Source organism: Hymenobacter siberiensis, from assembly GCF_018967845.1.
Taxonomy (GTDB): domain Bacteria; phylum Bacteroidota; class Bacteroidia; order Cytophagales; family Hymenobacteraceae; genus Hymenobacter; species Hymenobacter siberiensis.
The window spans coordinates 4,339,596-4,353,912 of the sequence record NZ_JAHLZZ010000001.1; the positions used below are offsets into that span (position 1 = coordinate 4,339,596).

General features: G+C 61.4%; 14 protein-coding genes. 5 read left to right on the forward strand and 9 right to left on the reverse strand.

The genetic code is table 11. From position 1 onward, the window contains the following. Nucleotides 1–101 precede the first annotated feature (101 nt). Both KQ661_RS18965 and KQ661_RS18970 read left to right on the forward strand, forming a co-directional pair. A complete protein-coding gene (locus KQ661_RS18965; RefSeq protein ID WP_216727758.1) occupies nt 102–278 on the forward strand; it encodes a hypothetical protein in 177 nt (58 codons plus the stop codon). Between the two features lie 12 nt (nt 279–290). Then, nucleotides 291–599, forward strand: a complete 309-nt coding sequence (locus tag KQ661_RS18970) for a hypothetical protein (RefSeq protein WP_216727759.1) — start codon at nt 291–293, stop codon at nt 597–599. Nucleotides 600–858: 259 nt separating this feature from the next. Here KQ661_RS18970 and KQ661_RS18975 read toward each other — a convergent pair whose 3' ends face one another. From KQ661_RS18975 to allB, 6 genes are all read right to left on the reverse strand, one after another. Beyond that, nucleotides 859–2,292 (reverse strand): DUF6986 family protein, encoded by a 1,434-nt coding sequence (locus tag KQ661_RS18975; RefSeq protein WP_216727760.1) that lies wholly within the window; start codon nt 2,290–2,292, stop codon nt 859–861. A 158-nt stretch (nt 2,293–2,450) separates the two neighbouring features. Further along, nucleotides 2,451–2,789, reverse strand: coding sequence for a hydroxyisourate hydrolase (gene uraH, locus KQ661_RS18980; RefSeq protein ID WP_216727761.1), 339 nt, complete (start codon nt 2,787–2,789; stop codon nt 2,451–2,453). Further along, the gene (gene uraD / locus KQ661_RS18985; RefSeq protein WP_216727762.1) at nt 2,786–3,295 is read right to left on the reverse strand and encodes a 2-oxo-4-hydroxy-4-carboxy-5-ureidoimidazoline decarboxylase; all 510 of its coding nucleotides are present in this window, start codon (nt 3,293–3,295) and stop codon (nt 2,786–2,788) included. The genes uraH and uraD overlap by 4 nt, the downstream gene beginning before the upstream one ends. 319 nt (nt 3,296–3,614) lie before the next feature. Then, nucleotides 3,615–4,355, reverse strand: coding sequence for a (S)-ureidoglycine aminohydrolase (gene allE, locus KQ661_RS18990; RefSeq protein ID WP_235727019.1), 741 nt, complete (start codon nt 4,353–4,355; stop codon nt 3,615–3,617). Nucleotides 4,356–4,515: 160 nt separating this feature from the next. Then, nucleotides 4,516–5,778 (reverse strand): allantoate amidohydrolase, encoded by a 1,263-nt coding sequence (locus KQ661_RS18995; protein ID WP_216727764.1) that lies wholly within the window; start codon nt 5,776–5,778, stop codon nt 4,516–4,518. Nucleotides 5,779–5,782: 4 nt separating this feature from the next. Next, nucleotides 5,783–7,120, reverse strand: coding sequence for an allantoinase AllB (allB, locus tag KQ661_RS19000; RefSeq protein ID WP_216727765.1), 1,338 nt, complete (start codon nt 7,118–7,120; stop codon nt 5,783–5,785). A 151-nt stretch (nt 7,121–7,271) separates the two neighbouring features. Here allB and KQ661_RS19005 point away from each other — a divergent pair, with 151 nt between their 5' ends. Both KQ661_RS19005 and KQ661_RS19010 read left to right on the forward strand, forming a co-directional pair. Continuing rightward, complete coding sequence (locus KQ661_RS19005; RefSeq protein WP_216690008.1) at nt 7,272–8,690, forward strand: urate hydroxylase PuuD; 1,419 nt, start codon at nt 7,272–7,274, stop codon at nt 8,688–8,690. A 46-nt stretch (nt 8,691–8,736) separates the two neighbouring features. Continuing rightward, entirely contained in the window at nt 8,737–9,780 is a 1,044-nt protein-coding gene (locus KQ661_RS19010; protein ID WP_216727766.1) for an XdhC family protein, read from the forward strand. 104 nt (nt 9,781–9,884) lie between these two features. Here the strand turns inward: KQ661_RS19010 and KQ661_RS19015 are convergent, their stop codons facing one another. Together KQ661_RS19015 and KQ661_RS19020 are read right to left on the reverse strand one after the other, a co-directional pair. After that, the gene (locus KQ661_RS19015; protein ID WP_216690010.1) at nt 9,885–10,499 is read right to left on the reverse strand and encodes a DUF4136 domain-containing protein; all 615 of its coding nucleotides are present in this window, start codon (nt 10,497–10,499) and stop codon (nt 9,885–9,887) included. A gap of 306 nt (nt 10,500–10,805) precedes the next feature. Then, nucleotides 10,806–11,219, reverse strand: coding sequence for a histidine phosphatase family protein (locus KQ661_RS19020; RefSeq protein WP_216690011.1), 414 nt, complete (start codon nt 11,217–11,219; stop codon nt 10,806–10,808). A gap of 344 nt (nt 11,220–11,563) precedes the next feature. Between KQ661_RS19020 and KQ661_RS19025 the strand changes: the two genes are divergently transcribed. Beyond that, the gene (locus KQ661_RS19025) at nt 11,564–11,995 is read left to right on the forward strand and encodes a Uma2 family endonuclease (protein WP_216727767.1); all 432 of its coding nucleotides are present in this window, start codon (nt 11,564–11,566) and stop codon (nt 11,993–11,995) included. Nucleotides 11,996–12,208: 213 nt separating this feature from the next. Here the strand turns inward: KQ661_RS19025 and KQ661_RS19030 are convergent, their stop codons facing one another. Further along, the gene (locus KQ661_RS19030) at nt 12,209–14,092 is read right to left on the reverse strand and encodes an ABC transporter ATP-binding protein (RefSeq protein WP_216726748.1); all 1,884 of its coding nucleotides are present in this window, start codon (nt 14,090–14,092) and stop codon (nt 12,209–12,211) included. Nucleotides 14,093–14,317: the final 225 nt, after the last annotated feature.

Sequence of the window (14,317 nt, forward strand, 5' to 3'; positions counted from 1 at the left end):
GCATTTCAAAACCACACGCCTATTTCTTTCTCCGCTCCTATGACGCCGGAAAAGGTTCTCGTAATCTTGCACCCCGATTTTACGACCACCCCCCCCTCCGTTTGCAACTCACCCTCCCACTCCAACTCGGTAACCACGTCCGGGGCTTTCTGATTTACGCCGCCGGCGACACCGCCGCCGCGCTCCTGCTGCACCAGTTCAGCTGGCTGCGGCTGCTGGGCATGGCCCTGGTGGGCGGCCTGCTGTACTCCACCGAAGTGCCGGCTTATTTCCGCTAGCTCGATGCGCGGGTGCCGTCGCGCGCCGACGGTGGCCAGCTGCGCAAAACCGGCCGGGCGGCCCTGACGCTGCTCTACTTCAACCCGCTCTGGATTGCCCGGCACTACGTGTTTCTGGGCGTGTTCGGGGGCGCGGCCGAGTCGCTGTCGCTGGCGCTGCTGCCCATCGCCGGCCGGTCGTTTCTGCTCAACGCCCCGGTTTCGCTGGCGGCCAACTACTACATTCAGAACCGCGTGGCCACCAGCCGCCGCTTCGTGGCCAGCGCCGTCTTTTCGGGGGTCATGGCCGTGTCCTACGCCCTGAGCGCAGCCTGGCTGTAGAGTGGCATGAGCAGTGCTGATGGCCCCGGCTGATATAAGTCAGCGTTAAGCAGTCATGCAGACGTGCAGACGTTTACGCATTCAACTAAGGCCGTCATGCTGAGCGCAGTCGAAGCATCTCTACCGCATAACTAACCCATTTTCAAGGATTACTATTGCGATAGAGATGCTTCGACTGCGCTCAGCATGACGGCCTTCTGGCCACATTCGTCCGGTTCATCAGGCTCCCCTCTCTTTTGGAGAGGAGCCGGGGGTGAGGTTACGCCTTGGCGCGCCGCCCCTCCAGAATGCGGAAGAACGAGCGGGTCTGCACCTCTTCCAGCGTCAAACCAGTGGCCAGAATCTCCTCTTCCGAAATCGCGCCGCAGTTCAGGGCTTTGAGGAAGAAGTTGAGCAGGCCCTGGCCGGTGGCGGCATCGTCGAAGATGTCGCCGGTGAGGGTGGAGATGGCGGCGCGCTCCACGAAGGTGCGCAGGCGGAACACCGCGTCGTCGTAGCTGCTCAGGAAGAAGTTGTAGGTGGCAGCGTAGCGCATCGGCAGTTGCGCGGGATTCAGGTCCCAGCCCTGATAGAAGCCGTTGATGAGCGAGTGGGTGCTGTGGTGGTAGGCCTGGCGCCAGGCATTATGCACCGACTCGCAGTTTTCGCGCAGCTGGGCGAAGCTCAGGTTCTCGCCGCGGTGCGGGCCGATGGGCATCACGTTGGTCGCGCCATCCGAGAGGAAGATGCCGGTGCCGCCGAGGGCCACTTTGGTCATGTGGTGGGCGAAGTCGTTCACGGGGTGGCCCATGGTCTGATACTTGGCCGTAATGCCGCAGCTGGCGGTGTAGTCGTAGGTGCCGAAGTGGGCCGCGATGCAGCGCCCATCGCTGGCCCGGATGATGCGCATGAGCGGGTTGCGTCCCTCCTCGTCCATGATAATCTGGGTGGCCTCCACCATCGTCTCCATTTTGAGGGTGCCGGGGGCCAGGCCGTTGGCCTTTTCCAACAGCTCGAACAAGCGCACCATCGTAGTCATCTGCTCGGGGATGGTGACCTTGGGCAGCATCACCACGAAATTGGCGGGCAGCTTGCCACCGGTTTCGGCCAGCAGGGTGGTCAGGAAGATATCGAGCGTGCGCACGCCGCGCTGCTTGAGGTCTTCGGTGAAGGGCTTGATGCGGATGCCGATAAACGGCGAGAGCGTGCCTTGCTCCATGCCCTTAGCTACTTCCTTAGCGGCGCGCACGGCGGTTTCGTCCTCCTCGGCATCGGGCCGGTTGCCGAAGCCATCTTCGAAGTCGATGCGGAAGTCTTCCACGGCTTCGCGCTTCAGCTTCGCCACAATCTTGTTGTACACCGAGTAGGCCAGCCAGGCGGGCTCCTGCTTGCGGTCCTCGGGGCTCATCGCATCGAGTTTGGCGGTTAGGGTGGCCACGTCGGCTTCGAGGTGCGGCAGGTGCTCGTGGTTTTTCAGCTCGAGCACGCGGGCCAGCTCCACGAAGTTGGGCGCGTAGGTGAGCAGATTATTGAGGGCGATATCGCCGATTTTCATGCAGGTATCGGCCTTGAAGAGGTTCGCGCCGCCGTACACCGTGTGCACGGGCTGGCGGTCGGGCCGGTCGCCGGGGTAAATGCGCTGGAAGGCCAGGTTGGCCGTGCCCAGCTCGTCGAGCAGGGCGGCTTTGTCGGATTCGGGTAAGCTGAGTTTCATGGTGGAAATCTGGTTGTCAGTTGTCAGTTTTCGGTTGTCAGGCGCGCCCAACCTGAACGTCATGCCGAGCGCAGCCGAGGCATCTCGCGTGCAGCAGTAAATCAATGGCATTGCAACGAAGCGAGCGAGATGCCTCGGCTGCGCTCGGCATGACGGGCTCACGACCCGCGGTAAGTGGAATACCCAAACGGGTTCAGCAGCAGCGGCACGTGGTAGTGCTCATTGCCGGTCACGTTAAAAACGATTTCTACGAAGGGATAAAAATTCGCGGTACCGTCCTGCGCGAAATATTCCTGCGTGTCGAATTTCATTTTATAAACGCCGGGCTCCAACTGCTTTTCCTTCGGCAATAAATCGGAAATCCGACCATCGGAGTTGGTCATCCCGCCCGCAATTTCCTGCCAATAATCGCCGACCTGCTGCCACAGGGCAATTGCCACGCCCACGGCGGGTTTTCCTTTCGTCGTATCGAGAATATGGGTTGTTATCTGACTCATGCGGCAAGGATTTTTTCGAGGCGAATACGGGTAATTTTATCCTGTTCGCCGGCGGCAATTAAAATTTCATCTTCCGGCTTATTGGCTAGTCGGGCTTGCAGCAACGCCAGCATTTCTTCGGCCGATTTGCCGGTGGCGCACACAATAAATATGTAGCCGAATTTATTTTCGTATTCGGTATTGCCCGCCGCCAATGCTTCCAGCGTTTCCTGCGAAGCCTGCTGCACCGCAGCTTGCTCGCCCTCGGCCCAGGTGCTGGTGCTGGCGAATTTGGCGCGCAGCGCCTCCACATCTCCGCCGATTTTGGGGTGGTGGGTGAAGGCTTCGCGCCAGTCGGCTTCGGCCAGGCTGTTCCACTGGGTTTTAGCTTCGTCCATCAGCGTTTCCACATCGGAAACGGGGAAGCGGACGACCATGTTTTCGACCCACGCGGTGGAGCCACAGCAGGTTTGCAGGGCGGCGGCGAGGGCAGTTTTGGGGAGCTTATTTAATTCGGCTAGGGTCATTCGTTAATTCTTTTTCGCACAATTCTGGGTGAGCTATGGTACGTGACATAAATTCAATAGTGCCTTTGTTACGCCGTGTTTTTTCAGCGAAAGCACCTCCAGCAACTAAACCCGTTATTGCAACAGCTGCACGCAACGCCCAAGACGCTTCGCCAGGAAAGCCAGATAAGCGTGCCAGTAATTGCACCAATAATAGCCGGTGAAACAAGGATTTGCAGCCACGCCAGCGCAGAAAGCAACCGTTCAATAAATTTCATTCGGCAGAAATTACTTGTGCGGCAGAGATGCTTCGGCTACGCTCAGCATGACGTTCCTGAAATTACCGCACCGTCGGAAACCGGTTCACGTTCTTGTAATAGATGTACACCGACGGCTCCTGCCCCATCGCCGTGGCCCATTGCTGGCAATACGGGGCCATCCAGATGGAATCGCCCTTTTTCACCGGGTACCAGCAGTGGTCAAGCATGTAGATGGCCTGGCCCTCCAGATACATCAGACCGTGCTCCATGATGTGGGTTTCCACCATGGGCAAGTTGCCGCCGATGCCGTAGGTGAAGATGTTCACGGCCATGTCGAAGCCCAGCTCATTGGGCAGCAGCTCCTGGATGCGCAGAGCCTCGTCGTTCATGTACACGGGCGCTTTGCTCAAATCCCGCTCGCCCCAATGAATAGCGGGCGTGGCCTGGTCTGTCAGCGGCTCATATACCTTGTGGAACGTCAGAATCTTCGTATCGGGCGCGGCATTGGCGAAGCCATACGCCTGACCTACGGGCACATACACGTACTGGCCCGCCGTCAGAATCCGGGTTTCGCTGCCCACGGCTGCCTGGCATTCACCCTCCACCACGTAGAAAAATATCTGCGAAGCCTCGGTTTTGCCCAGCAGCTGGCCGGCGGCGGTGAGGGTGACCAGCGTCTGGCACAGGCAGGCGCCCATCTGCTCGTTGATGATGACGTTGACGGTGCAGCCGGTCCAGCCGGGCACGTTGCTGTTGATGTAACCGTCGGGGGCAATGATGGCGTGGTTGCGCTTTGTGACCGAGCGCGTCAGGGCAGACATTTCCATGAATGGAATTAAAAATTAAAAATAAAGAATTAGAAATTGCTTTAGAAGGATTCTGAGCATTGGAGTTGTTTAGAAAGTCACAAAAGGTACTCAAACGGTCATGCTTCGCTGCGCGCTGCATGACCGTTCGGGAACTTTCTAAACAGCTTCTTTATCAGCTCATTTTCAATTCTTCATTTTTAATTTTTAATTCAGAAACAAAGCGGTCGGCCACGGCGATGGCGGCAGCCAAATCGGGCAGCTCCACATTTTCCAGCGGGTTGTGGCTGATGCCTTTGTAGCAGCGAATAAACAGCATCGTGGCCGGGGCCACGAACGAGACGGGCACGGCATCATGGCCGGCACCGCTTACTAAGGCAATGGTTTCGTAGCCGGTTTCGGCAATGGCCCGGGCCAGCAGGCTATTCAGCGCGGAGTCGCAGGCCACGGGCGCAGTGTGCTGAATGAGCTGCCAGCTCAGCTTCACGTTGCGCTGCAGGGCCAAGGCCTCAGCGTGGCTGCGCAGGAAGTCGTAGGCCTGGGTGAGGGCCTGCTCGTCGGGGCTGCGTAGGTCGAGGCTACAGGTTACCGCGCCGGGAATTACGTTGCTGGCCGCGTGGCTGATGGCCAGCTTGCCCACCGTGGCCACCAGACCCCGGCCGTGCACCTGCGCAAACTGCTCGGCGATGAGCACAAACTCGGCGGCAGCGCAGAGGGCATCCTGGCGCATGGCCATGGGCACGGTGCCGGCGTGGCCGGCCATGCCGGTAAACGTCAGCTCGACGCGCTGCTGGCCGGCAATGGCCGTCACCAGCGCTACCGGCACGTTGCGTTCCCACAGTACCGGGCCCTGCTCGATGTGCAGCTCGAAATAGCCCAGCCACTCGGCGGCCGGAATGGCATCCAGCGAGAGCTGCGAGGCATTGCCGCCCATGGCTTCCAGCGCCTGGCCGAGGGAGATGCCCGCCTCGTCGCACCGGGCCAGCAGGGCGTGGTCGAAGGCCCCGGTCACCACCTGGCTGCCCAGGTAGGTGGTGTGGAAGCGCACGCCTTCCTCGTCGCTGAAAGCAATGAGCTCGATATGAAACGGCAGCTCGGCTTTCTGCGCAATCAGGTTTTCCAACAAATCGAGGCCCATGAGCACGCCCAGCGGGCCATCGAATTTACCGGCGTTCACCACGGTATCAATGTGCGAGGCCAGCACGAAGGTTTTGGCGTCGCGGTTCGGGCTTTCCAGCCGGGCGCGCAGGTTGCCGATGCCGTCGACGCGGGTGGGCAGGCCGGCGGCTTCAAACCAGCTTTGCACCAGGGCGCGGCCCTCCAGAAAGGCGGGCGTGCCAAAGGTGCGCGTCACGCTATCGGCGTCTTCGCTGATGGCCGCCAGCTCCTGGATGCGCCGCATAATCTGCTCGGCGCGGGCTGTGTATTCGTGCTGCATTCCGCTACCGGATTAAAAACTGGCCGTGGTTGAGATGAGTGAAATCGGGACGCTGAAAAACCTGCTCGCCCATGAGAAAAGTTAATTCCACCACGCCCGCCAATTCCTGGCAAATGTAAGGCGACACTTTGTGTTTGTGCTGAAGCAGCTCCTCGCTCACCACAAAGGTCATTTCGGGGTCAAAAACGATTAAATCAGCGTCGAAGCCGGGCGCAATCCGACCCTTTTTCTCGCTTTGGCCCGCCAGCTTCGCCGGGTTTGCGCTCAGCCAACGGGCCATGTCGCTCAGGGTGGCTCCGCGCGGGCGGGCGGCCGTCCAGAGCACCGGCAGGGCCAGCTGCAGCGAGGCAATGCCGCCCCAGGCCGTGGTGAAGTCGCCGCTTTCAAGCTGCTTCAAGTCGGGCGGCGCGGGCGAGTGGTCGGTGGCTACGAAGTCGATGATGCCGGCCTGCAAGGCGGCCCAGAGTTGCTCGTTGTTGGCCCGCTCGCGGATGGGCGGGGCGCACTTAAACTGCGTTTGGCCGTCGGCAATATCTTCGGCGTTGAAATAGAGGTAGTGCTGGCCGGTTTCCACCGTTAGCGGCAAGCCCCGGACCTTGGCGGCGGCAATGGGCGCAATGGAGTTGGCCGACGACAAATGCACGATGTGCACCGGGCAGTTGAATTCTTCGCACAGGCGAATCATCATATTCACGGCATCATCCTCCCACTTTTTGGGGCGCGAGGCCAGGTAGTTGGGGTACGAGCGGTGGTCGTTTTTCTTCCAGTCGTCGTTGTCTTCGGATAGTTCGCAGTGCACCAGCAGCGGCAGCCGGTGCCGGGCCAGAATCGGCATCACGCGCCGCAAACCCTCCTCCGTGGCATTGGGAAAATCGTCAATCCCAGAGTGCGTGAGAAAGGCCTTAAAGCCGAGCACGCCGGCCGCAATCAGCGGTTCAATCTCGGCCGCATTGCCCGGCACCACGCCCCCCCAGAAGCCCACGTTGCAGTGTAGCTGGCCCTGGGTAGCGGCTTTTTTCAATTCAAGATTCGCCACCGAAGTTGTGACCGGGGCCGAGTTCAGGGGCATATCGACCAGCGAGGTGAGGCCGCCGGCCAGCGCGGCCCGGGTGGCCGTATCGAAGCCCTCCCAGTCGGTGCGGCCCGGCTCGTTGATGTGAACGTGCGGGTCAATTATGCCGGGCAGCACGGCGCGGTGGCCCACGTCGAGCACCGAATCGGCCGCGATTTCGGCCTCGTAGGGCAGCAGGGCGCTGATGCGGCCGTTTTCGATGAGGATGGTGGCGGCGCGCTCGCCCTCGGGTGTGACCACGCGCTGGCTGCGCAAAGCAAGAGTTGACATAGTAGCGGAATTTGGCGCTAAATTGGGAGCTTTTTCCCGGTTTAATTAATTGGCGGGATTATGATTAACAAAGCAGAAAGAACGTCATACTGAATGATTTACCGCCTACCTCCCCTTCTACCCCAAAACTCCTCATTACCCACCTACATACATGATTCAATACGTTACCCTGTTTGCCCTGCTGCTCACGTTTTTGCTACTGCTGGGCGTCATTTTCGCCTTACAGCGTGCGGCCAAAACCCGGCCCGATGGCGGCGTGGTGGGCGAGAATGGCTCGACGCTGGCGGGCTACTCCTACCTGCTGATGCTGCTGGCGGTGCTGGCCGCCGTGGGCACGGCCTGGGTGCTGGCCCGCGACACGCCCTGGGCCGGCCACATTCTGGAGTGGCTCAATATCGTGGTGCGCCTCATGCACATCACCTTCGGCATTGCCTGGATTGGCGCCTCGTTCTACTTCGTGTTCCTCGAAAACGCCCTCAACCGCACCGAGAACGTGCGCGACGAGCTGGCCGGCAACCTCTGGGCCGTGCACGGCGGCGGCTTCTATTACCTCGAAAAGTATAAGTCGGCCCCCAAAGTCATTCCCAAAAGCCTGCACTGGTTTAAGTACGAGGCCTATTTCACCTGGCTCTCGGGCTTCAGCCTGCTGTTTGTGGTGTACTACTTCAACGCCAGCTCGATGCTGATTGACCCGCGCGTGCTGGATATTTCGCCGCTGGCGGGCGTGGGCCTCGGGGTGGGTTCGTTTGTGGTGGCCTGGCTGATTTATGATGGACTGAGCCGCACGGCGCTTGTGCGCAGCAAGTGGTTCATGGTCGTTGGGTTTATTGTTGCCACGGCGTTTGCGTTTTTCTATGCGCAGGTGTTCAGCGCCCGAGCGGCCTACCTGCACTTTGGGGCCATGCTGGGCACGCTGATGGTGGGCAACGTGTACTTCACCATTATTCCGGCCCAAAAAGCCATGGTGAAAGCTGCCACCGAAGGCACGCCCCTCGACCCGCAGCTGGGCAAAAATGCCTTGGCCCGCTCGCTGCACAACAATTACTTCACGCTGCCCGTGCTGTTTGTGATGGTGAGCAACCACTTTCCCAGCACCTTCGGGCACGCGTATCCGTGGGCCATTCTGGCGGCCATCACGCTGGGCACGGCCGGCGTGAAGCACTGGCTGAACCTGCGCGAAAAGCACCAGACCGACTCGGCCGTATGGGTACTGCCCGCCGCCGTGGCCCTGCTGCTGGCGGTGGTGTTCGTGACGGCCCCGCCCGTGCAATCGGGCAGCGCGGCCGGCGGCAGCGCCTGCACCCAGCAGGTAACCATGAGCCAGGTGAACATGATTGTGCAGAAGCGCTGCATCCAGTGCCACTCGGCGCACCCGACGGATGACGTGTTCAAGTCGCCGCCCAACGGCGTGGTATATGACACGCCGGAGGATATTATTCGGCTGAAAGACAAAATCATGCAGCGCGTAGTAGTGACGAAAACGATGCCCCAGAACAACAAAACCCAGATTACCCAGGAGGAGCGCGACCTCATTGCGTGCTGGATTAATCAGGGGGCGCAGAACAAGTAGCAGCAATGGACGCCAGATGAGCATGACGATTCTTTTTACCTACCCAATGCCCTCCTCCCCCCGCGACCTGCCCGTCTGGACTCTTGCTGCTGCCTGCCTGCGGGCCGGCACGCCCGTGGCCCTGCTGGCCGTGCTGCGTAGCGAGGGAAGCAGCCCCGGCCGCCAGGGCTTCAAGATGGCTGTGACGGCCGACACCGTGGCCGGCTCCATTGGCGGGGGCATCATGGAGCACAAATGGGTGGAGCTGGCCCGCCAGCGCCTGCAATCCGGCGATGCGATGCCCCTGCTGCGGCCCCAGGTGCACCGCCGGGAGGCGCCCGCCGACCGCTCCGGGATGATGTGCTCGGGCGAGCAGGACGTACTGCTCTGGCCACTGCGGCCCACTGATTTAGCCGCCGTAACGGCCATCGAAAGCGCTTTGCAGACGCTCAGCGGCGGCTTTCTGGAATGGAGCGCGGCAAACGGGCTCCGATTTCTGCCGCCCGCAACAGCCGCGACTGATGGAGCAACTGCTGCGGCGGCAACCGACTTGGCCGGCTTCTGTGACTACCAGGCGGGGGCGGCATGGGGCTACCGCGAGCGGCTGGGCTTTCGCGACCAGCTTACCATTGTGGGCGGCGGCCACGTCAGCCTGGCGCTTTCCAACGTGGCGGCCGCGCTGGATTTTGAGCTGACCGTGCTCGACGACCGCCCCAACCTGCCCACGCTCGACAGCAACCAGGCGGCGCACCATCGGCGCGTTATCGACTACGAAAACATAGCGGCCGAAATCCCCGCCGGCCCGCACCGCTACGTGGTGGTGATGACCGTGGGCTATCGCACCGATGCCGTGGTGCTGCGCCACCTGCTGCACCGCGCCCGGCAGGGTCGTACCCGGCAGGGCCGCCCCTACCGCTACCTGGGCGTGATGGGCAGCACCGTGAAGGTAGCCGAGCTGCGCCGGGGCCTGCGGGAAGCCGGGTTTTCAGAAACTGAGATTGCGCGGCTGCGCGGCCCCATCGGCCTGCCCATCCAGAGCCAGACCCCCGAGGAAATTGCCATTAGCATCGCCGCCGAGCTGATTCAGGCACGGCGTAGCGCGGACTTTTAGTCCGCGGGTCACATCATGCGTGGCGTAGCGCGGACTTTTAGTCCGCGGGTCATCATGCGTGGCGTTTTGCTTACTCGCGGACTAAAAGTCCGCGCTACTACGGGCTACTGCTCCGTGTCGCTGGCGCCGTTACCGCCCAGGTTGCCGTTGGCAAACCCCTCGGTGAAAATGCGGTAGCGGTCCAGGATGGAGCGCACGGAGCGCCGGAGCACGACTTCGCCCATGGGGCCTTCGGGCACGGTCACGCCTGAGGCGTAGCCGTTCCAGACGGCGCGGTTGGTTTTCACGTCGATGAGGGTAACCAGGAGGGTGCCTTCGGCCAGCAGCAGGCGAATGGGCTCGTAGCCCTGGCGGTCTTCCCGGGGGGTGTCGTCGGTTTCCTCGATGTTGCGCTTAATCCACTGGCTGAGGTCTTCCTGCTGGAAACCGTGGAATTTCATGTCGCCCTGGTACAGCCGGAAGTTCACCAGCATATCGGGGCGGCGCTTGACCCGGCGGTAGCCCTGGGCCAGGAAGCGCTGCTGAATGGCTTCGCGCACAGATTCGCCCAGACTGCTGGTGTCGGAGGTGAGGCCGGTGCCGGTCATGAAATCGTAGGTGCGGTAGTGGCGAAAATTGCCCCGGTAGCTATAATCCGAATCTACCCGGGCTTCGCGGGTGGTCATGCAGCCCGTCAGGGCCAGCAAAACGAGCATCAATAAGGTAATAGTAGGCTTCATACGTAAGGGAATTCTCGGTGGACGATGGAACTACCAATTTACGAAACCTTAAGCACTTAGGGGTTTAAAACAGGCGAAAAAATTATGATTATTTACCTCACGACCTGCCAGCCGCGATTATCGCCCGCCGGTAGCTTCCGGCAGGCACCCCCCGGCGCGCCCCCACCCTCGGCCGACCCTGATTCGGCCGAGCTACTTCCTCAAACGGCCAGCTGCCAACCCCAAAACCGGGCTTCCGCGCCAAACGAGGGCCGCAGGATTTTGGAACACCCCAGGGCGGCCGGCACTTCCACCAGAGGCAGCGCGTCAGGTACCCTGGCCCGGGCAAATGGCCGAGGGGTGAATGTGCTGCCTGGACCGGCTCAGCACGGGGCGCTTGGCCTTGCCCTTGGCCCCGCCGCCGCTGAAGCTGATGGTCCAGATGCTGTCGAAATCGGTATCGGGCCAGTCCGACACGTCTTCGAGGCCCAAATCCTGCGCAATCTCCACGATGCTGTTGTGCTCCCACACCACCAGCACGGTGCCCCGGAGCTGGCGTAGCTGCCGGGCAAAGGCCTTGGTGTTGGCCACCATAAAGTCGCTATTGATGGTGAGGTTGTGCTGCACGGCGTAGGGCATCACGGTTTGCAGCATTCGCACGCGGGTGGTGTCCTCGTCGTTGGTGCCGATGACGGGCACGAAGGTGAGGTTGGGCGGCGAGGGCATCAGCTGGTTGAGCACGGCGGGCAGGGCCAGCGCCCGGTTGAGGCCGGCGCAGGAAAGGTTGTCGCCCTCGGCAGGCTTCTCGCCGTGCCGGATAATAGACGATGCGCAGCACAGGCGCAGGCGCGGTGCTAGCGGCCGCTTTCGGAGCCAGTGGGCTGAGCAGGTACAGTAACTAAAGCTTGGCCTGGTCGATTTCGGTGAGTTTGGGCATGATGGAGAGAACGTAAAAAAGCCGATGCGGTGGGCCGCAAGGTAGCGGCGGGGTGGGGCAGCACACAATTATCCTCCGCAGGGCCACGGCGGGGTATATTTGGTTTCTATGGGACAGCCCGAACCACAAACGCGCCGCTACACGGCCGATGAATACTTCGCCTTGGAAAGGACAAGGAGAAACCCGCCACGAGTTTTTCGAGGGCGAGGCATTTGCAATGACGGGCGAGAGCATCGCCCACAATACCATTGCACAGAACTTTGTATTGGCGTTGCGCCCGGTCCTGCGCGGCAAACGCTGCCAGGTGATAATGAAAACCGTGCAGCTGGCCGTTGAAGCCAACCGCCACTACACCTACCCCGACATTGTAGTGAGCTGCGACCCGCAGGACCAGCAGGAGAGCCGGCGGCTGCACCACCCGCTACTCATCGTGGAGGTGCTCTCGCCCTCTACCGAAGCCTACGACCGGGGCCTGAAATTCAATCAGTACAAGAAGCGGCCCTCGCTACGGCACTACCTGCTGGTATCGCAAAAAACCTGGCTGGTGGAGTGGTACCAGCTGAGCGAGCATGGCGTGTAGGGCCACACCGCCCTGGCCGAAGCCGCCGATGCCGTTGTTATCCCGAAGTTGAATCTGATAATGACGCTGGTGCAGATTTATGAGGAAGCGGGCGTAGCGCCGATTCCAGCAGGCTTTTTGGGGGAACAGGAATAAGATTTATGGAAACCCAGTAGGGTGCGGGGGCAAGCCCTACCGGGTACGACCCCGCACCCTACTGGGTTCCCTCCATTCCTACCGGTACCCGGCCGCCTGTAGCTGAAACAGCTCGGCGTAGCGCCCGCCTTTGGCCAGCAGCTCCTCATGGCTGCCAATCTCCACAAATTGGCCGTTTTCGATGACCAGAATGCGGTCGGCCATGCGGACGGTGCTGAAGCGGTGGCTGATGAGGACGGCGGTTTTGCCCTGCGTCAGCTCCTTGAAGCGCTGGAAAACCTCGTACTCGGCGCGGGCATCGAGGGCGGCCGTGGGCTCGTCAAGGATAAGAAGCTGGGCATCGCGCATGTAGGCACGGCCGAGGGCGATTTTCTGCCACTCGCCGCCGCTCAAATCCACGCCGCCGTTGAAACGCCGGCCAATCATCTGGTCGTAGCCGCCGGGCAGCTTGGCGATGACGGTATCGGCGAGGCTCTGGTGGGCGGCGGTTTCGATGCGGGGCCGATTGTCGCGCTCCTCGATGCGACCCACGGCCAGGTTCTGGCCGGCCGGCAGCTGGAAGCGCACAAAATCCTGGAAAATGACGCCGATTTCCTGGCGCAGCTCGGCGGGGTCGTACTCGCGCAAATCGTACCCATCAAGCAGAATGCGGCCTTCGGTGGGGTCGTATAGGCGGGCCAGGAGCTTCACGAGGGTGGTTTTGCCCGCGCCGTTTTCGCCCACCAGCGCCAGCTTTTCGCCGGCCTGTAGCTTAAAGCTCAGGTTGCGGATGGCCCATTTTGTGCCATTCTTATACTGGAACCCGACGTTTTCAAACTCAAACCCCTGCTGAATGGGCCGGGGAAAGGCCCGCGCCGTTTCGCCGCTCACTTCCTGCCGCACAATGCGCGGCCGCAGGGCAAAGAAATCGAAGAAATCCTGCAAATACAACGCCCCATCGGCCACGGAGCTGAAGCGGCTGAGGATGCCTTCGAGCAGCGAGCGCAGCCGGGCAAAGGAGCCGGCCAGAAAGGTGAGCTGGCCCAGCGAAATCTGCCCGGCCACGGTGCGAGCAATGATATAGACGTAGGCTCCGTAGTAGCCCGCCGCGCCGATGCCGGCGAACAGCGCGCCCCAGCCGGCGCGGCGCAGCACGAGGGATTTGTTCTGGCGGTAAAAGTCGTCGGACAGTGCGCGGAAGCGGTCGATGAGGAAATGCGAGAGGCCAAAAATCTTGACTTCCTTGGCCGTTTCGTCGCTGGCCCCGGTCTGGCGCAGGTAGTCGAGCTCGCGGCGCTCGGGCGTCCAGGAGTGCGAGAGGGAGTAGCTGCGCTCGTTGAAGTGCGACTCGCCCAGGAAGGCGGGCACCACGGCCAGCAGCAGCAGCCCCAGCAGCCAGGGCTGGAAGGCCACGAGCCCGCCGGCCAGCAGCACGAGCGTCACGGCATCCTGGCCCTGGGCCAGCACCTGGCTCATGAGCACGGTGCGGGAGAGAGTTTGGCGGCGGGCGCGCTCCAGCTTGTCGTAGAAAGTGCTGTCCTCGAACTGGTCGAGGTCGAGCTCGGCTGCGTGCTCCATGAGGCGGATGGAGGACTGGTTGGCGAACAGGTCGCCGAGCAGCGAATCGAGCAAAGCCACGCCGCGCCCGAGGGCATCGGCCAGCAGCACCAGGCCAAACTCCAGCGCCACCAGTGTGAGCACAGGCGTGAGCAGCCGCTCGGGCGCGGGCAGCCGGGTGAGCTGCACCACGGCATCAATAATCAGCTTGCCCACATAAAGCGTGGCCAGCGGCAGAAACGCCCGCACAAGGCGCAGGGCAATATTGGCCAACGCCAGCGCGGGGCTGGTGTGCCAGATGAGCTTCAGAAACGCTGGCAAATGGCGCAACGCCGATACCCGCTCGCGCACGCTCACGGCGGGCTTTTCGGGGCCGCGCGAGGCGTTGGGGTTCTTGGCGGAAATGGATTTCAGGAATTCAAACATTGCCGGGGTGGTGGCAAGGTTGGGGCCGGGTTTGGGGAGGCGGCCGTTTTGGCAGCCTGTAGCGCGGACTTTGTAGTCCGCGCTACAGCCATTCGCCTACTTATGCGCGCCAAAAAGTCTCCAGCACACGGACGTTTTTTGGAGACACTGTCGTTTACGAAACTCATGTCTCCATGACGTTTCGTAAACGTTGATTCGTAGACAAGTTTCTTAAACTTTTGAAGC